General features: G+C 64.7%; 15 protein-coding genes. 12 read left to right on the top strand and 3 right to left on the bottom strand.

Annotated features, from left to right (window positions below; genetic code table 11):
- Positions 1-209 precede the first annotated feature (209 nt).
- The 7 genes from MLD63_RS14495 to MLD63_RS14465 all read left to right on the top strand — a co-directional run bounded on the left by MLD63_RS14495 (position 210) and on the right by MLD63_RS14465 (position 8,189).
- Positions 210-752, top strand: coding sequence for a hydrolase (locus tag MLD63_RS14495; RefSeq protein WP_255330623.1), 543 nt, complete (start codon positions 210-212; stop codon positions 750-752).
- A gap of 30 nt (positions 753-782) precedes the next feature.
- Positions 783-1,976: an ADP-forming succinate--CoA ligase subunit beta gene (gene sucC / locus MLD63_RS14490; RefSeq protein ID WP_255330622.1), complete on the top strand. Its 1,194-nt coding sequence runs from the start codon at positions 783-785 to the stop codon at positions 1,974-1,976.
- A gap of 4 nt (positions 1,977-1,980) precedes the next feature.
- A complete protein-coding gene (gene sucD / locus MLD63_RS14485) occupies positions 1,981-2,883 on the top strand; it encodes a succinate--CoA ligase subunit alpha (RefSeq protein WP_255330621.1) in 903 nt (300 codons plus the stop codon).
- Positions 2,884-3,087: 204 nt separating this feature from the next.
- On the top strand, positions 3,088-4,140 hold the full coding sequence (locus MLD63_RS14480) for a ketopantoate reductase family protein (RefSeq protein ID WP_255330620.1): 1,053 nt from the start codon (positions 3,088-3,090) through the stop codon (positions 4,138-4,140).
- 42 nt (positions 4,141-4,182) lie between these two features.
- Entirely contained in the window at positions 4,183-4,737 is a 555-nt protein-coding gene (locus tag MLD63_RS14475) for a pseudouridine synthase (RefSeq protein ID WP_255330619.1), read from the top strand.
- Positions 4,738-4,837: 100 nt separating this feature from the next.
- A complete protein-coding gene (locus MLD63_RS14470; RefSeq protein WP_255330618.1) occupies positions 4,838-5,992 on the top strand; it encodes an RsmB/NOP family class I SAM-dependent RNA methyltransferase in 1,155 nt (384 codons plus the stop codon).
- A gap of 106 nt (positions 5,993-6,098) precedes the next feature.
- On the top strand, positions 6,099-8,189 hold the full coding sequence (locus tag MLD63_RS14465) for an ATP-binding protein (protein WP_255330782.1): 2,091 nt from the start codon (positions 6,099-6,101) through the stop codon (positions 8,187-8,189).
- A gap of 10 nt (positions 8,190-8,199) precedes the next feature.
- On the opposite strand, the gene MLD63_RS14460 is transcribed toward MLD63_RS14465, so the two are convergent.
- Positions 8,200-8,787, bottom strand: coding sequence for a sulfotransferase family protein (locus MLD63_RS14460; RefSeq protein WP_255330617.1), 588 nt, complete (start codon positions 8,785-8,787; stop codon positions 8,200-8,202).
- Between the two features lie 260 nt (positions 8,788-9,047).
- Between MLD63_RS14460 and recA the strand changes: the two genes are divergently transcribed.
- Together recA and MLD63_RS14450 are read left to right on the top strand one after the other, a co-directional pair.
- The gene (gene recA, locus MLD63_RS14455) at positions 9,048-10,115 is read left to right on the top strand and encodes a recombinase RecA (RefSeq protein WP_255330616.1); all 1,068 of its coding nucleotides are present in this window, start codon (positions 9,048-9,050) and stop codon (positions 10,113-10,115) included.
- Positions 10,116-10,279: 164 nt separating this feature from the next.
- Positions 10,280-11,494, top strand: a complete 1,215-nt coding sequence (locus MLD63_RS14450) for a serine hydrolase domain-containing protein (RefSeq protein ID WP_255330615.1) — start codon at positions 10,280-10,282, stop codon at positions 11,492-11,494.
- A gap of 13 nt (positions 11,495-11,507) precedes the next feature.
- On the opposite strand, the gene alaE is transcribed toward MLD63_RS14450, so the two are convergent.
- Positions 11,508-11,969: an L-alanine exporter AlaE gene (alaE, locus tag MLD63_RS14445; RefSeq protein WP_255330614.1), complete on the bottom strand. Its 462-nt coding sequence runs from the start codon at positions 11,967-11,969 to the stop codon at positions 11,508-11,510.
- A gap of 75 nt (positions 11,970-12,044) precedes the next feature.
- Between alaE and alaS the strand changes: the two genes are divergently transcribed.
- Positions 12,045-14,702, top strand: a complete 2,658-nt coding sequence (gene alaS / locus MLD63_RS14440) for an alanine--tRNA ligase (protein WP_255330613.1) — start codon at positions 12,045-12,047, stop codon at positions 14,700-14,702.
- Positions 14,699-14,995, top strand: a complete 297-nt coding sequence (locus MLD63_RS14435; RefSeq protein WP_255330612.1) for a DUF1330 domain-containing protein — start codon at positions 14,699-14,701, stop codon at positions 14,993-14,995. The genes alaS and MLD63_RS14435 overlap by 4 nt, the downstream gene beginning before the upstream one ends.
- Before the next feature lie 10 nt (positions 14,996-15,005).
- Here MLD63_RS14435 and MLD63_RS14430 read toward each other — a convergent pair whose 3' ends face one another.
- Positions 15,006-15,434 carry a DUF4177 domain-containing protein gene (locus tag MLD63_RS14430; protein ID WP_255330611.1) on the bottom strand — a complete coding sequence of 143 codons (429 nt, stop codon included), beginning with the start codon at positions 15,432-15,434 and terminating at the stop codon, positions 15,006-15,008.
- Positions 15,435-15,826: 392 nt separating this feature from the next.
- On the opposite strand from MLD63_RS14430, the gene ggt reads away from it, so the two are divergent.
- The gene (gene ggt / locus MLD63_RS14425; protein WP_255330610.1) at positions 15,827-17,635 is read left to right on the top strand and encodes a gamma-glutamyltransferase; all 1,809 of its coding nucleotides are present in this window, start codon (positions 15,827-15,829) and stop codon (positions 17,633-17,635) included.
- Positions 17,636-17,727: the final 92 nt, after the last annotated feature.

The raw sequence follows: 17,727 nt of genomic DNA, 5'->3' as shown, positions 1-17,727 counted from the left end.
TCCCCGCCCCACGCCCCTCCCGGGCGAATACTCCACTGCAGACGACCGTTTCCTCCCCGGCCGGTGCGTGTTCTTGGTATACCTTACACCAAACGCATGACCCGTCAAACCGATTTTTCTTCGCGTTTTTAAAGCCAACGCCAAAGCTTGCCGTTGACTTGAGAACGCTTGGCATACAATATACCAGATGAGCAGGAGGGGGAGGATTCATGCTCATCCGGTCCAATGATTCGGCGCTGGTCGTCGTTGACATGCAGGAACGTCTGGTGCCCGCGATGCAGGCGCCGGCTCGGACGATCAAGAACGCGCGCCTGCTGCTTCGCGCGGCGCGTCTGACCGGCGTTCCCGCCTTGCTGACAGAGCAATATCCCCAAGGTCTGGGTCACACCATCCCAGAGATCGCCAATGAGGCCGAGGGCGTGCAGGTCATGCCCAAGATCCACTTCTCCTGCATGGAGGATGAGGATTTCGCCGCGGCGTTTCACGGTCTCGGCCGCAGCCAGGTCGTGCTGTCGGGGATGGAGGCGCATATCTGCGTCGTCCAGACCGCCGCCAGCATGGTCGAGGCGGGCTATCAGGTCTTTGTCGTCTCGGACGCCACGGCATCGCGCACGATGGAAAGCGAACGCGCCTGCCTGCAGCGGCTGAATGCCGCCGGTGTGGGTGTGGTGACGACAGAAATGGTCATCTATGAGTGGCTTGGAAAAGCCGGAACGCCGGCTTTCAAGGAGATGCTGGCGCTGGTCAAGTGACCGGCCCGGCCAACGCGGAAGGGAGACAGGATGAACATTCACGAACATCAGGCCAAGGAGATCCTGAAAGGATACGGCGCCCCCGTCGCCAAGGGCGCGGCGGTCACCGACCTGTCGCAGGCCGAGGCGGCGGTCGATTCGCTGCCCGGGCCTGTCTGGGTGGTGAAAAGTCAGATCCATGCCGGTGGTCGCGGCAAGGGCAAGTTCAAGGAGTTGGGTCAGGACGCCAAGGGCGGCGTTCGCGTCAGCTTCTCGCGCGACGAGGCGCTTGAAAACATCCGCGAGATGTTCGGCAAGACGCTGGTGACGGCGCAGACCGGCGAAGGCGGCAAGCAGGTCCAGCGCCTGTATGTCGAGGACGGCGCGGACATTGATCGCGAGCTGTATCTGTCGATCCTGGTCGATCGCGCGGTCGGCAAGACCGCGTTCGTCGTCTCGACCGAAGGTGGGATGGACATCGAGACGGTCGCCCATGACACGCCCGAAAAGATCACCACTCAGCCGATCGATGCCAGCAACGGCTGCACCGAGGCCGATGCCGCCAAGCTCGCCGATGCGCTGAAGCTGGAAGGCAGCGCACGCGAACAGGGGATGAAGCTGTTCCAGACGCTCTACAAGGCCTTCGTCGAGAAGGACATGAGCCTGCTGGAAATCAACCCGCTGATCGTGACCAAGAAGAACGAAGTTCAGGTTCTCGACGCCAAGGTCAGCTTCGACGGAAACGCGCTGTTCCGTCACGACGATATCGCGGCCTATCGCGACGAGTCCGAAGAGGACGCCAAGGAAATCGAAGCCAGCAAGTACGACCTCGCTTATGTCGCGCTGGATGGTGACATCGGCTGCATGGTGAACGGTGCCGGTCTCGCGATGGCGACGATGGACATCATCAAGCTTTATGGCGCCGAACCCGCGAACTTCCTCGATGTCGGCGGCGGCGCGACCAAGGAGAAGGTCACCGCGGCCTTCAAGATCATCACCTCGGACCCGAACGTGAAGGGTATCCTCGTCAACATCTTCGGCGGGATCATGCGTTGCGACGTGATCGCCGAGGGCGTGGTCGCCGCGGTCAAGGAAGTCGGCCTGAAAGTGCCGCTCGTCGTCCGCCTGGAAGGCACCAAGGTCGAGGAAGGCAAGAAGATCATCAACGAAAGCGGCCTGAACGTGATCGCGGCGGACGACCTGGACGACGCGGCGCAGAAGATCGTCAAGGCTGTGAAAGGGTAAGCGCATGTCCATCCTGATCGACAAGAACACCAAGATCATCGTGCAGGGTCTGACCGGCAAGACCGGGACCTTCCACACCGAACAGGCGCTGGCCTATCACGGCACCAAGATGGTCGCCGGGACGCATCCCAAGAAGGGCGGCGAGAAATGGACCGGATCGAACGGCGAAAGCCTTCCGATCTTCGCCTCGGTTGCCGAGGCGAAGGAGGCGACCGGCGCCACCGCCAGCGTGATCTACGTGCCCCCGGCTGGAGCTGCCGCGGCCATCGAGGAGGCGATCGACGCCGAGATCGATCTGATCACCTGCATCACCGAAGGCGTGCCGGTCCAGGACATGGTCCGCGTCAAGGAAAAGCTCGATGCCAGCAAGAGCCGTCTGGTCGGCCCGAACTGCCCCGGCCTGATGACGCCCGATGAATGCAAGATCGGCATCATGCCGGGTTCGATCTTCAAGAAGGGTTCGGTGGGCGTGCTGTCGCGCTCGGGCACGCTGACCTATGAGGCGGTGTTCCAGACCACCAACGCCGGCCTTGGCCAGACCACCGCGGTCGGCATCGGCGGCGATCCGGTGAAGGGAACCGAGTTCATCGACATTCTGGAGATGTTCCTGGCCGATCCGGCCACCGAATCCATCATCATGATCGGCGAGATCGGCGGTTCGGCCGAAGAGGATGCCGCGCAGTTCCTGAAGGATGAAGCGAAGGCCGGGCGTTCGAAGCCGGTCGTGGGCTTCATCGCCGGACGGACCGCACCTCCGGGCCGGACCATGGGTCACGCCGGTGCCGTCATCTCCGGCGGCAAAGGCGGCGCCGAGGACAAGATCGAGGCGATGGAATCCGCTGGCATCAGCGTGTCGCCGTCGCCCGCGAAGCTTGGCGAGACGCTGGTCGCGAAGTTGAAGGGCTGAATTCTCGTCGGGCCGGACAAAAGTCGTGCCGGCCCGACGAATGTACGCCTAAGTATACTGAAAAGACTGACTTTTCCTACTTCATTGGTCGCACAATGATGTGCTAGCATTTGACCATAGGCGCCATGTCGGGGAGAGGTTTCCCATGCGCCGTCAGACGTTCTGCCGGTGACGGCCGACACGGGTTTGAGGAGAATGCTCACCATGACTTATCGGGTTCTGATCTTGGGGGCCTCGTACGGCTCGCTGCTTGGCACCAAGCTGATTGCCGCGGGGCACGACGCCACGCTCGTCTGCCGCGACAAGACCGCGCGCCTCATCAACGAGAAGGGGACCGAGGTTCGCATCAAGCTGCGTGACGAGGATGATCATCGCGCCTTCCGCTCGGGCGATCTGCCCGGCAAGCTCGATGCGGTCACGCCCGAGGACGCGGATCCCGCCTCTTACGATCTGGTCTGCCTGGCCATGCAGGAGCCGCAATATTCCCACGCGGAACTGAAGGATCTGCTGCAGCGGATCGCCAAGGCGCGCGTGCCCTGCATGTCGATCATGAACATGCCGCCGCCGCCTTATCTGAAGCGGATCCCTGCGCTGAAGGATGCGTCGTTGGACGAGGCCTTCTGCGATCCGGCAATCTGGGATGCGTTCGATCCCGCGCTGATGACCCTGTGTTCGCCCGATCCGCAGGCTTTCCGCCCGCCCGAGGAAGACGCGAACGTGCTGCATGTCGGACTGCCAACGAACTTCAAGGTTTCGACCTTTGGCGATGACAAGCACGATGCGATGTTGCGCACCCTGGAAGCGGACATCGAGGCCGTGCGGGCCGACGGCAAGGACGTTCCGGTGAAGCTGCGCGTCTTCGACTCGCTCTATGTGCCCTTCGCCAAATGGGCCATGCTCGCCACCGGCAATTACCGCTGCATCCTTGATGACGGTGTCCAGCCGATTCGCGATGCGGTTCACAAGGATCAGTCGGCCTCGCGTGAGATTTACGGTTTCGTCAACGACGTCGTGGTCGGTCTGGGCGCCGCGCCGGAAGACATGGTTCCGTTCGAGAAATACGCTGCCGCAGCGGAAAAGCTGTTGAAGCCTTCGTCAGCGGCACGCGCCATAGACGATGGCGCGACCGGGATCGAGCGCGTCGACAAGCTGACGAAGCTGGCTGCTGGCGCGATCGGGCGCAATCACCCGGTTCTCGACCGGACGGTCGAGACGGTGGATTCCCGTCTCAAGCAGAACGCCACCGAGACGGTGTAAAGATGATGGCCGCGTCCCCTCTGCGTTGCTAGACCGACGCATGTGACGCGGCTCATTCTTTTCAACAAGCCTTTCGGGGTATTGCCCCAATTCACGGACCGCTCGGCCACGCCGCGCCCCGTGCTCGCCGATTATATCGATGTGCCGGGCGTCTATCCGGCCGGGCGACTGGACATGGACAGCGAAGGCCTGTTGCTGCTGACCGATGACGGGCGGCTGCAGGCCCGCATCGCCGATCCCGAACACAAGCTGCCGAAGACCTATCTGGTGCAGGTCGAAGGGATTCCGGATGACGCGGCCCTTGCGGCCCTCGCTGATGGCGTCACGCTGAAGGATGGTCTGACCCGTCCTGCCGAGGCACGACGGATCGAGCCACCCATGCTGTGGCCCCGTGATCCGCCCGTTCGCGAACGAAAAAGCGTTCCGGATTGCTGGATCGCGCTTATCCTGCGCGAGGGACGCAACCGGCAGGTGCGCCGGATGACCGCCGCTGTCGGGCATCCGACCCTGCGTCTCGTCCGGTGGGCTGTCGGTCAGTGGACGCTGGACGGGATCGCGCCGGGGACATGGCGCGACGCGCCATCGCCTCACCGCTAGCGGCTCTCGTCGTTTCCGGTGCTGCGTGATACCACAGGCTGAACCGGCTAAGGGACAGACACGTGGCGACCATAACAATGCGCGCAGCGAGGCGGGGGCGATGACGCCGAACGCGCGCGTCGCGGCCGCGATCGCGATCCTCGATGATGTTCTCGCAGGGGCGCCGGCCGAACAGGCCTTGCTGCGATGGTCGCGCGCGAGCCGCTTCGCGGGATCCGGGGACCGGGCGGCGGTGCGCGATCTCGTCTTCGACGCACTTCGCCGTCGTGGAAGCTGGGCCGCGCTTGGTGGCGGTCCCGATGCCCGCGCATTGATGATTGGCCGTTTGCGCGAGGAAGGAATTGATCCCGCTGCCGTGTTTACCGGGGCGGGGCACGACCCGTTGCCCCTGCTGGACACAGAGGGGTACGGTGACGCGACCGTCGAGCCCCTGCGCGATATTCCCCACTGGCTGATCCCGATCCTAAGCAATGACTTGGCCGACGATCTTGAACGCTTCTCCCAAATGATCCGCGATCGCGCGCCGGTTTGGTTGCGGGTCAACGCGCGACGCGGCAGCCCGACAGAGGCAACCGCGTCGCTGGCCCGCGATGGGGTGACGGCTTCGGCCCATGCCGACTGGCCCTCCGCTCTGGAAGTGACGGACGGTGCGCGGCGGATGACGCGAGCGACGGCCTATGTCGAGGGTCTGGTCGAGTTACAGGATCTGTCGCCGCAGATCGCCTGCCTGTCATTGCCGCTGGCGGACGGCGATCGCGTGCTGGACTATTGCGCAGGCGGCGGCGGCAAGGCGCTCGCACTGGCGGCACGGGCGCGCATCGACATCGAAGCCCACGACGCCGATCTTGATCGGATGCGGGATCTGCCCGCGCGCGCAGCGCGTGCGGGAACACCTGTCAAACCGGTCGACCGGCCTGACGGACTTTACGATCTGGTCGTTGCCGACGTTCCCTGTTCCGGATCGGGAACCTGGCGGCGGACGCCGGACGCCAAGTGGCGCCTGACATCGGAACGTCTGGCCGAACTCGTGGCTCTGCAAACGGCGATTGTTTCCCAGGCAGCGGACCATGTCCGGCCGGGGGGGCATCTCGCCTACATGACCTGCTCGGTGATCCGCGCCGAGAACGACGGGATCGTCGACCAGTTCCTCGACGCGCGGGACGACTTTACCCTGGTCTCGCGCGACCTGCTTCTGCCTCCCAAAGGCAGCGACGGTTTCTTCCACGCCTTGCTGCGGCGAACCGAAGATGGTTGAGCCGGTGCGCCGCGGACGAGCGTCCCCCGCGATTAACGCGATCTTAAGAAATCCGGCCCTAGACCTGCAGCAGTCGAAAGCTCGCTGGGTAAAGGTCGTGGCGCATATGGATGAACATCTGGGATTGTCGCGCAACGCGTTGTCCTTCGTGCCGATGCTGATGCTGCCGGCAGCGATCGGGGCCTTGGTCCTTCTCGCGTTTCCGGGCAGCGCAAGCGGCACCACCGCGATCATCTTCGCCTCTGTCGCGCTGTCCTGGTACCTGCTGGGCGGGGCGATATCGGCCAGCCACGCGCTGCGCGGCATCGCGTCGCGTCGGGCGCTGCGCGCGATCCGCGCGCAGGTGGTTGAAGCACCCGAGGCGCTGTGGATCTGCGACACGGCGGGGCTGGTCCTGCTGGAAAGCCCGTCCGCGCGTTCTGCCTTCGGCGAGATGACCGGGCGGCGTGTCGACGCGTTGGTCGGCCGTTTCCGTGCGGATGCGCAGGATGTCGTGGCTCGCCTTTCGGGACGCGCCTGTGAGGGTCGGCGCGCCGAACTGGACCTGCCCCATGGCGAGACGCTGGCCGTCAACCGCGTCGGCGGCTCTGATCTTCAGGTCTGGTCGCATCATCCGCGTGACGTCGTGCCGCCCCATGTCGAGGCCGATCCGCAGCCCGAGATTGCCAGCGACGTTGGCCCGGCTGCCGATTTCGAGCACCTGCCGGTCGCACTCGTCCAACTGGACGCAGCCGGTATCGTGCGCCAGGCCAACGCGGCGGCGCGCGCGCTGGTCGGTGGTCTTTTTGCGGATACGCCTCTGGGTGCGCTGCTGGAAGGCCCGGGCCGCGCGGTTGGGGACTGGGTTTCTGACGTCGCTGCGGGTCGCGCGGACAACCGGGTCGAAATCCTGCGACTGCGTCGCGACGACGCTGAACAATATTTCCAGGTTTCGCTTTCTGCGGACCGGGCCGATCCAACTGCACTGATCGCGGTACTGACCGATGCCAGCGCCCTGAAGAAGCTCGAGGTGCAGTTCGCGCAAAGCCAGAAGATGCAGGCGATCGGTCAGTTGGCCGGTGGGATCGCACATGATTTCAACAACCTGCTGACCGCGATCTCAGGTCACTGCGACCTGCTGATGCTGCGCCACGACAAGGCCGATCCGGATTACGCCGATCTCGACCAGATCAGCCAGAACGCCAACCGTGCCGCGGCACTGGTAAGCCAGCTGTTGGCATTCTCTCGAAAACAGACGCTGAAGCCCGAGGTTCTGGACCTGCGCGACACGCTGGCCGATCTGACTCATCTGCTGAACCGTCTGGTGGGCGAGCGGATCGCGCTGCGCATCCAGAACGAACCGGCGCTTCAGACGATCCGCGCCGACCGACGGCAGTTGGAACAGGTGATCATGAACCTGGTCGTCAATGCCCGCGATGCGATGCCAGAGGGCGGCGACATCACCGTCCGAACCCGGAACATCCATCTCGACCAGTGCGAAACCCGGGGCCGGGTCACCTTGCCGCGTGGAGCCTTCGTGCAGGTCGAGATCAGTGACGAAGGTACCGGCATCCCGCCAGACATCCTCGACAAGATCTTCGAGCCGTTCTTCACCACCAAGCGCGTGGGCGAAGGGACCGGACTTGGCCTCTCGACCGCCTACGGGATCGTCAAGCAGACCGGTGGCTATATCTTCTGCGACAGCGTGATCGGTCAGGGGACGGTCTTCACATTGCTCTTCCCGATCCACGAAGCCGCGCCCGATCAGATCGTCCGTCCCGGTCCGTCGCTCAAGGCTCAGGCCGGGCCGACGCCCGATCCCGAACAGCCCGCGACCGTTCTGCTGGTCGAGGACGAGGCGCCGGTCCGCGCTTTCGCTGCGCGCGCATTGCGCCTGAAGGGCTTCGACGTGCTGGAGGCGGATTGCGCCGAAGCCGCTCTGGACCTGCTGGCCGACGACCGCATCAAGGTCGATATCTTCGTCACCGATGTGGTCATGCCGGGTATGGACGGCCCAAGCTGGGTTCGCCGCGCGCTGAAGGACCGGCCAGAGGCGAAGGTCATCTTCATGTCGGGCTATACCGAGGACATTTTTGGCGAGGGGCATGCGCCGGTTCCGAACTCGGCCTTTCTCGCCAAGCCCTTCACGCTGGTCGAATTGACCGATTCCGTGTCACGCCAGCTGAGTGCGACATCGACGCGCGAGACGCGTCACTGAGATCGCGTTTTTAGCCCAGGGACCGGTAAAGCGTCACGTCGGCGTCCATCGCCTTCGTCAGCACCGCAGCCTGATCATCGGACAACGCGACGTCGACGCTGGGCGGCACGTTCAGGCGAGGCAGCTCGACCACACAGTCGAGCCGCTCTTCCAGGAAGTCGACGAAAGCGGGCATGTCCTCGTAACGGAAGATGCGATCGATCCTCGCACCGTCCTGGGTCAGCACGTCGGATTGGCGGCCGATCCCGAGCCGGTCGGGCCCGCCCAGGGCCGCATAGTCGCGAGCGAAATCCGCAAAGGTGATCCCGGCCATCGCATGAACGGGATCGTCTTGGTCGTCGCGCTGACGAAAGCGGTACCAGCTGCGTAGCCAGTCGATCGGCTCGCGCATCAGCGCGACGGTGGTAAACTCACGCCGATCCTCGGCGCCGAGCCAGGGTGCGACATGCGCGCGCCAGGTGGCTATCCCGGTATGCTTCAACGCGGCGGGTCGGGTGATCGCCACCGAAGCAAGCGGCTCCAGCGCGGCTTCGATCGCGGTCGACCCGGCCTTGGGCGTGGCCAGAAACACCAGTCGCTGGTCCCAGAAGATCAGCATCGTCCGTCCTTCCAATTCGGGCCGAGGCTGGATAGCGGCCGCAGATGGTCGTGTAAACGGCGAACAACGCATGCGTAAACGCTTTCTTAACCACGGATCGACAAAGATGAATTTGCGAATCGGCGCGGGCCGCGAAGATGCGATCCCGCTTGCAATTGCCGGGCTTTTCGCGCATTCAGGGCGAGAACAAGTGGCGAACATCCGCTTGGGTCGAGCAGATTGCCCCCAGAAAGGGGGTGTGAAATAACGGGTGAGAAAGCATGGCAATCGCGAGCATTCTTGACATGAACGACAAGCGGTCGGCGGACAGGCAGAAGGCCCTGGACAGCGCCCTGGCACAGATCGAACGCCAGTTCGGCAAGGGCTCGATCATGAAGCTGGGTGCCGACAACCCGGTCCAGGAGATCGAGGCGACCTCGACCGGCAGCCTCGGGCTCGACATCGCTCTGGGGATCGGTGGTCTTCCAAAGGGCCGGATCATCGAGATTTACGGGCCGGAAAGCAGCGGCAAGACGACGCTGACGCTGCATGCCGTGGCCGAGGAACAGAAGAAGGGCGGCGTCTGCGCATTCGTCGATGCCGAACACGCGCTGGACCCTCAATACGCGCGCAAGCTGGGCGTGAACCTGGACGAGTTGCTGATCAGCCAGCCCGATACCGGCGAGCAGGCGCTGGAGATTGTGGACACGCTGGTCCGGTCCGGCGCGGTCAGCATGGTGGTCGTCGACTCGGTCGCCGCCCTGACGCCCAAGGCCGAGATCGAGGGCGACATGGGCGACCATCAGGTCGGGGCGCAGGCCCGCCTGATGAGCCAGGCCATGCGCAAGCTGACCGCCAGCATCGGTCGCAGTAATTGCATGGTCATCTTCATCAACCAGATCCGGATGAAGATCGGCGTCATGTTCGGCAGTCCTGAAACCACCTCTGGCGGCAACGCGCTGAAGTTCTATGCCTCGGTCCGGCTCGACATCCGCCGCACGGGATCAATCAAGGATCGCGACGAGGTTGTGGGCAACTCGACCAAGGTGAAGGTGGTGAAGAACAAGGTCGCACCTCCGTTCCGGCAGGTCGAATTCGACATCATGTACGGCGAAGGCATTTCCAAGACCGGCGAGTTGATCGACCTTGGCGTGAAGGCCGGCGTGGTCGAGAAATCGGGCGCCTGGTATTCCTACGGTGACGAGCGCATCGGTCAGGGCCGTGAGAACGCCAAGCAGTATCTGCGCGACCACCCCGAGATGGCCTATGACATCGAGGACAAGATCCGCGCGAGCCATGGTCTCGATTTCGGCGCCACCCCGGACGAGGAAGACCTGACCGAGGATTGAGGCGGCAGTCGCCACGAATGTGACCCTTGATGCACCGCCGCGCCCCGCGCGGCGGTGTTTTCACATCGGCACACCCCTGCCATCTCTGCTCTTTCCATACACGGCCCCGTGATTTCCCCGAAGCGGATCGCTAAGCTGGCGCAAATCTCAGGGAAGGACGCAGCATGAAACATGTCTCCATCATCGCGCTAAGCCTTGCGCTGGCCGCCGGGCCGGCCTTTGCACAGGAAGGCTATCGCCACGCCGAAGAGGAGATCGGCACCGTCGAGCAGATCTATGACGGTGATCTGCTTCCCGATCTTGCCGTCAGCACGTTCCGCAACATCGACCGTCTGTTTCCGACAAGGACCGTGCCGGCCTCGGACAACCCGCATCCGCTGGAACCCGCCGCGACGCCGATGGGCGACGTCACCGCAGAGGCAAACGATCAGACCTACGAGATCGACGATTTCGTGGCGCTCGACAGCGTGACCGGGCTGATCGTCCTGAAGGATGGCAAGGTCGCCTACGAGATCTATCAACGTGGCAACGGACCCGACACGCGCTGGATGTCGATGTCGATCGCCAAATCGGTGACCTCGACGCTAATCGGGGCAGCGATCAAGGACGGCAGCATCTCGGGACTGGACGCGCTGGTGACCGATTACGTCCCCGACCTAGCCGGCAGCGCGTATGACGGCGTAACGGTCGAGCAGATCCTGCAGATGTCTTCGGGCGTCGAATGGGATGAAACCTACACCGATCCTGACAGCGACCGCCGTGACCTGCTGGCGGCCCAGATCGCGCAGGAACCCGGCGCGCTGATGAAGGTCATGGCCGGATTGCCGCAGGCGCATGAACCGGGGACCGCGCACAACTATTCGACTGGCGAGACCTCGGTCGCGAGTGAGATCGTGATTGGCGCGACCGGCAAGAACCTTGCCGACTACCTCGCCGAGAAGATCTGGCAGCCTTACGGGATGGAAGCCGATGCCGAATGGTGGCTGGATGCCGAGGGCGGTCACGAGATCGGCGGCAGCGGTCTGTCCGCGACCCTGCGCGATTTTGCGCGGTTCGGGCAGTTTTTCCTCGACGGGGGGATGATCGACGGACAGTCGATCCTGCCCGACGGCTGGACGGATACCGCAGGCCAGCCGGTGACATTGGCAAATGGCGAAACCGTCGAATACGGCCTGATGTGGTGGCCCGGCTGGACCGAGCCTTCGATCGCCGACAAGGCCTATCTTGCGATCGGAATCCAGGGTCAGAACATCTACATCAACCCGACGAAGAACGTGGTGATCGCGATGACCGCGGCGCAGCCCGAGCCGCTGGGCAAGGAGCCACTGGACCCGCTGGTGATGTTCGACGCCATCGCAGCCTCTTTCGACGAGGAATAAGTGCTGCTGCCGCCTAGCGGTCCGGGTCGATCGACATCGGCTTCTGGCCGCCGGGCGGCAGCCCGAAGAACCCCCGCACGGCGTCCAGAAAGGCGCCGTAGGGTCGGCCAAGCGCCATCATCAACGCCGCTGCACCCAGCGTGCCGCGCAGCAGTTCGGCAGCGCTGGCGCCGCCGGCCCAGATGATCGCCGCGTAGATCGGCACCTGAAACAGGAGCAACGCCGCAGTGTCCCAGCCCAGCCTGTGAAACCAACCGGACCTAGCGTGTGCCATCATCCAGTCGCGCCACACGCCGTAGGGTCGCGCGGTGAGCACCATCAGCGGCGCGCCGATCAGGCGCGCGCGAGCAACCTCGCCCCAGTCCATCCCGGCAATGAAACGCTCGTTCAGGGTCCCGGTGACGGTGAAGAACAACACCAGCGCGGTCGTGTCCGCCATGAAGGACAGTCCCGCCTTGCCCGAGTCGGTCTGCATGGATTGGCCCTTTCCACTTTACCCGTGCCGGGCCAGTGGCTAACAGTCAGGGTCGCCCGAGCCAAGGAAAACGCCATGCCCAGCCTGAACGACATCCGCTCGACCTTTCTGAGCTATTTCGAAAGAAACGGCCATCGCGTCGTCGATTCCAGCCCGCTGGTTCCGCGCAACGACCCGACGCTGATGTTCACCAACTCGGGCATGGTGCAGTTCAAGAACCTTTTCACCGGGGTCGAGACCCGCGATTACGTCCGCGCGACCACCTCGCAGAAATGCGTGCGCGCCGGCGGCAAGCACAACGATCTGGACAATGTCGGCTACACCGCGCGGCACCACACCTTCTTCGAGATGCTGGGCAATTTCAGCTTTGGCGACTACTTCAAGGAACAGGCGATCCCCTATGCGTGGGAATTGCTGACCCGCGACTTCGGCATTCCGAAGGACAAGCTTCTGGTCACGATCTACCATACCGACGACGAGGCGGCGGAAATCTGGAAAAAGGTCGCGGGTCTGTCCGATGACAAGATCATCCGCATCCCGACCAGCGACAATTTCTGGCAGATGGGTCCGACCGGTCCGTGCGGCCCGTGTACCGAGATCTTCTACGACCACGGCGACCATATCTGGGGCGGCCCTCCGGGTTCGCCGGACGAGGATGGCGACCGGTTCATCGAGATCTGGAACTTGGTCTTCATGCAGAACGAGCAGTTCGAGGACGGATCGATGCGCGCGCTCGACATGCAGTCGATCGACACCGGCATGGGGCTGGAGCGGATCGGCGCGCTGCTGCAGGGCAAGCACGACAATTACGATACCGATCTGATGCGCAGCCTGATCGAGGCGAGCGCGCACGCGACCTCCAGCGATCCCGACGGGCCGGGGAAGGTCCACCACCGCGTGATCGCGGACCATCTGCGGTCCACGTCGTTCCTGATCGCGGACGGAGTCATGCCCTCGAACGAAGGGCGCGGCTACGTGCTACGCCGGATCATGCGCCGGGCAATGCGGCACGCGCACATGCTGGGCGCACAGGATCCCGTCATGCACCGTCTGGTGCCGGCGCTGGTTCAGCAGATGGGTACGGCGTTCCCGGAACTCAGCCGCGCCAAGGCGCTGATCGAAGAGACGCTGCGCAGCGAGGAAACCCGTTTCCGCCAGACGCTGGACAGGGGCCTGCGGCTGCTGGACGACGAACTGGCAAAACTGCCCGAAGGGGCGACGCTGCCGGGCGAGGCGGCGTTCAAGCTTTACGACACCTACGGCTTCCCGCTGGACCTGACTCAGGACGCACTGCGCGAACAGGGCAGGTCGGTCGATACCGCCGGCTTCGACAGCGCGATGGCCGAACAGAAGGCCAAGGCGCGCGCAGCCTGGTCGGGCAGCGGCGAGACCAGCGATGCGGCGATCTGGTACGATCTGGCCGAGAAGCATGGCACGACCGAGTTTCTGGGCTACGACACCGAAGAGGCCGAGGGTCAGATCCTAACACTGGTCCGCGACGGCGCCGAGGCGGGTGAGGCGGGCGAGGGCGATCAGGTCCAGATCGTCGTGAACCAGTCGCCCTTCTACGCGGAATCCGGGGGGCAGGTCGGTGACACCGGGCTGATCAAGACGGAAACCGGTGCGGCGCGGGTGACAGACACGAAGAAGGTCGCGGGCGTCTTCGTCCACATGGCCGATGTGACGTTGGGCACGATCGCACGCGGGCAGGGCGCGCAGCTTTCCGTCGATCATGATCGGCGCGGGATGATCCGCGCCAACCATTCGGCCACGCATTTGCTGCACGAGGCGCTGCGGCGGTCGCTGGGCGAGCATGTCGCGCAGCGCGGCAGCTTGAACGCACCTGATCGGCTGCGCTTCGACTTCAGCCACAATCACGCTGTGTCCGCCGAGGATTTGTCGAAGATCGAGGGCGAGGTGAACGATTTCATCCGCCAGAACTCGGCCGTCGAGACGCGGATCATGACGCCCGACGACGCGCGCGGGATCGGGGCGCAGGCTCTGTTCGGCGAGAAATACGGCGACGAGGTGCGGGTCGTGTCCATGGGCCGGCAGGGCAATTCCGGCAAGGGTACGGACGGCCAGACCTATTCGCTGGAATTGTGCGGCGGCACGCATGTCGCGCGCACCGGCGATATCGGGGCCTTTGCGCTGCTTGGCGACAGTGCGTCCAGCGCGGGTGTCCGCCGGATCGAGGCTTTGACCGGCCAGGCGGCGCTGGATCATCTGCGCAATTCCGACCGCCAGCTTGGCGAGATCGCGGGTCTGCTGAAAGCGCAGGCGGGCGACGTGGTCAACCGCGTGCGTGCGCTGGCCGACGATCGCAAGGCGCTCGCCGCCGAGGTCGCGACACTGAAGCGTCAGCTCGCCATGGGCGGCGGTGGCTCGGACGAAGCCAAGGAGATCGGCGGGATCAAGTTCATCGGGCGCCGGGTCGAGGGCGTCTCGGGCAAGGAGCTTGGACCGCTGGTCGACGAGATGAAGGCGAAGCTGGGCAGCGGCGCGGTGCTGGTGCTGGCAGAGGCTGACGGCAAGGCCACGGTCGCGGCGGGCGTGACATCGGACCTGACGGATCGGGTCAGCGCGGTGAGCCTGGTTCAGGCGGCGACTGCGGCGCTTGGCGGCAAGGGCGGCGGCGGCCGTCCCGACCGCGCGCAGGGCGGTGCGCCGGACCTGCAGGCAGCCGATGCGGCCATCGCCGAGGTCGAGAAGCTGATCGGAGAAAGCGCATGACGGCCCTGTGGATCGCCCATGTCACGGTGACGGATGCCGAGGCCTATGGCCGCTACGCCAAGGCGGCGGGCCCGGCCATCGCGGCGTTCGGGGGCAAATTTCTGGCGCGCGGCGGGCGCTACAGGCAGCTTGAGGGGAACGATCGCGCGCGCAATGTCGTCGCGCGTTTCCCGAGCTTCGAGGACGCCGTCGCCTGCTATGAAAGTGATGAATATCAGGCCGCGCTGGCCCATGCGAAGGGCGCGTCAGAGCGCGATCTGGTGATCGTCGAGGAGACGCCGCAGGACGGCTGAGCGTTCGGATTCAGCTCGTCTCGCGCGGGATCTGATCCTGCCTTGGCATCGTCGACTCGGCCGGCTTTTCTGCTGGTATGTCAGTGACCTGAGGGCTGACCGGGGGCGTCGCGGGCGGCGTTTTTGGGGCCGGGGGAGGTGCGGCCTCGACCGGATATTCGGGCTGTGGTGTCCGCGACTTGGCGGGCTCTGCCACGCTGTCGAGAGCGGGCATCGCGCGACGGAACACCAGGATGTTGTGATAGATCGTCGTGCGGCCGGTCAGGCCGGTGCGCTCTTCGCTGGGCAGAACCTCGGCGCGGACATATTCCCAGCCTTCTGCCGCGAGGCGGTTCAATTCGCCTGAAAAGGCGACGGCGTAGCGGTCGACCGGCGTCTTGGCGCCCTTGGTCTTCTCGCCGCGGGTCGGGGCGGGAATGACGGTGTATTCGTAGCGCATGGGACGGTCCTGCCTTCGGGTCGCGCTCGTGATAGTCCAGATCAGGCGTTAAGAAAAGCGCGTGCAACGGCAGCGTACGGTGGTGCGCAACAGCGCAACACCTTGGAGTGCGAAAGGCCCAGCGTTTGCTGGGTCTGATGGGTCACAGTGTGTACACCGCGCGTACACAGGCTGTACACAACCTGTACACAGGCTGCGGACGTGCGGTTCGGACATTGTTAAGGTTTCCGGCTGTGCCGGAATGCCTCCGGCGGGGATATTTGCCTGACGGATGAGAGGGTTGACCCGCATCCCACGCCTCGCTGGCCGTTGCGTGCCGCCACTGGCCACGCTTGCACGTGTCGGTTGCGAGGTTCAGACTGACCGGATCAATCGAAACGGGGAGTGGAACGATGAAAGCGGGACAATCCGTGATGCTGGCTTTGCTGCTGTCGGGAACGGCGGCAGGGGCGCAGCAGGCGACCGACGCCGTGGCGCCGGAAGCCGCCACCGAGGCCGGGGCACAGACCGACGCGTTCGAGGGCCTGAGCGAGGCCGGCCGGGACGCGATGGCCGCGAAGATGGCGGGCCAGCCGGTCGCGGCCGAGAACTGGATGGTGACGGCGGCGAATCCGCAGGCAGTGGAAGCGGGGGCCGAGGTGCTGCGCGCCGGTGGCAGCGCCGCTGACGCCATGGTCGCGGTCCAGACCGTGCTGGGTCTGGTCGAGCCGCAAAGCTCGGGCCTGGGCGGCGGGGCGTTCCTGGTGTGGTACGACGCGGCCTCGGGCGAGATGACGACGCTGGACGCGCGCGAAATGGCGCCGGCCGCGGCGACGCCGAAGCTGTTCCTGAACGACGACGGCACCACGATGGAATTCGACGATGCGGTGGTCGGCGGCCGATCGGTCGGGGTGCCGGGCACACCCGCGCTGCTGGAAGAGGCGCACCGGCGCTGGGGCAAGTCGAACTGGGCGGGCCTGTTCGATGCGGGCATCCGCCTTGCCGAGGACGGTTTCGCGGTCAGTCCGCGTCTGGCCGAACTGGTCGCGGGCGAGGGCGAGGCCCTGCAGCGCGATCCGGCCGTGACCGAATACTTCTTCCCCGACGGTGCCGCGGTCGCTGCAGGCGCGACGATCACCAATCCCGAATATGCCGAGGTGCTGCGCCAGCTTGCGGCCCAGGGGTCGAAGGCCTTCTATACCGGCGAAATCGCGTCTGACATCGTCGCCGCGATCAAGGGTGCCGACTGGAATCCCGGCGTGATGACGGTCGAGGATCTGGCGCGCTATCGGGTCGTCGAACGTCCGCCGGTCTGCGTCGAATATCGCGAGCACGACGTCTGCGGGATGGGCCCGCCGTCCTCAGGCGCGCTGACGGTGGGACAGATCCTGGGGATGCTGGGCGGCTACGATCTGGCGGCGCTGGGACAGGACAGCCCCGATGCGTGGCGGCTGATCGGCGATGCGTCGCGCTTGGCCTTCGCCGACCGGGGCCGCTACATGGCCGACAGCGACTTCGTCCCGATGCCGACCGAAGGGCTGGTCGATCCGGCCTATCTGGAGGAACGCGGCCAGCTTCTGTCGGGCGACGACAGCCTGCCCGAGGTCAGCGCCGGATCGCCGGGCTGGAGCCATGCGATGCTGTGGGGGCAGGACGACGCGATCGAGTTCCCCTCGACCTCGCATATCTCGATCGTTGACGGTGACGGCAATGCGTTGTCGATGACGACGACGATCGAAAGCGGCTTCGGGTCGCGGATCATGACCAACGGCTTCCTGCTGAACAACGAGCTGACCGATTTCAGCTTCGAGACCCATGACGAGGCAGGCTACCCGATCGCGAACCGCGTCGAGCCGGGCAAGCGGCCCCGGTCGTCCATGGCGCCCACGATCGTGATGAAGGACGACAAGCCGGTCCTGGTCATCGGCAGCCCGGGCGGCAGCCGCATCATCGGCTATGTCGCAAAGGCGGTGATCGGTTATCTGGACTGGGGTCTGGACGTCCAGCAGGCGATCGGCCTTCCCAACGTGGTGAACCGCTTCGGAACGATGGATGTCGAGGAAGGGACCGGCGCGGTCGAGATGGTGCAGGCGCTGACCGATATCGGGTTCGAGGTGAGCGAGACCGAGCTGAATTCCGGTCTGCATGGCATCGCGATCACCCCGGACGGTCTGGAAGGCGGCGCCGATCCCCGCCGCGAAGGCATCGCCTTGGGCGAATGAGCGCTGTCGGGCGGCGCCGTCAGGTGCCGTCCGAAATTAAAATTTTATATTTCGAAAGAGTGCGGTATCCAATGATTTAAGGATGCCGCACT

The sequence above is a fragment of the Paracoccus albicereus genome (assembly GCF_024359525.1).
In the GTDB taxonomy this organism is placed as follows: domain Bacteria; phylum Pseudomonadota; class Alphaproteobacteria; order Rhodobacterales; family Rhodobacteraceae; genus Paracoccus; species Paracoccus albicereus.
This window is presented reverse-complemented; position numbering and strand designations above follow the sequence as displayed.

Coding starts and splice junctions, on each gene's coding strand:
- sucC (WP_255330622.1), top strand. CDS start 783: ATGAACATTCACGAACATCAGGCCAAGGAGATCCTGAAAGGATACGGC.
- MLD63_RS14460 (WP_255330617.1), bottom strand. CDS start 8,787: ATGCTGATCTTCTGGGACCAGCGACTGGTGTTTCTGGCCACGCCCAAG.
- MLD63_RS14480 (WP_255330620.1), top strand. CDS start 3,088: ATGACTTATCGGGTTCTGATCTTGGGGGCCTCGTACGGCTCGCTGCTT.
- alaE (WP_255330614.1), bottom strand. CDS start 11,969: ATGCAGACCGACTCGGGCAAGGCGGGACTGTCCTTCATGGCGGACACG.
- MLD63_RS14430 (WP_255330611.1), bottom strand. CDS start 15,434: ATGCGCTACGAATACACCGTCATTCCCGCCCCGACCCGCGGCGAGAAG.
- MLD63_RS14470 (WP_255330618.1), top strand. CDS start 4,838: ATGACGCCGAACGCGCGCGTCGCGGCCGCGATCGCGATCCTCGATGAT.
- alaS (WP_255330613.1), top strand. CDS start 12,045: ATGCCCAGCCTGAACGACATCCGCTCGACCTTTCTGAGCTATTTCGAA.
- sucD (WP_255330621.1), top strand. CDS start 1,981: ATGTCCATCCTGATCGACAAGAACACCAAGATCATCGTGCAGGGTCTG.
- MLD63_RS14435 (WP_255330612.1), top strand. CDS start 14,699: ATGACGGCCCTGTGGATCGCCCATGTCACGGTGACGGATGCCGAGGCC.
- ggt (WP_255330610.1), top strand. CDS start 15,827: ATGAAAGCGGGACAATCCGTGATGCTGGCTTTGCTGCTGTCGGGAACG.
- MLD63_RS14465 (WP_255330782.1), top strand. CDS start 6,099: ATGGATGAACATCTGGGATTGTCGCGCAACGCGTTGTCCTTCGTGCCG.
- recA (WP_255330616.1), top strand. CDS start 9,048: ATGGCAATCGCGAGCATTCTTGACATGAACGACAAGCGGTCGGCGGAC.
- MLD63_RS14450 (WP_255330615.1), top strand. CDS start 10,280: ATGAAACATGTCTCCATCATCGCGCTAAGCCTTGCGCTGGCCGCCGGG.
- MLD63_RS14495 (WP_255330623.1), top strand. CDS start 210: ATGCTCATCCGGTCCAATGATTCGGCGCTGGTCGTCGTTGACATGCAG.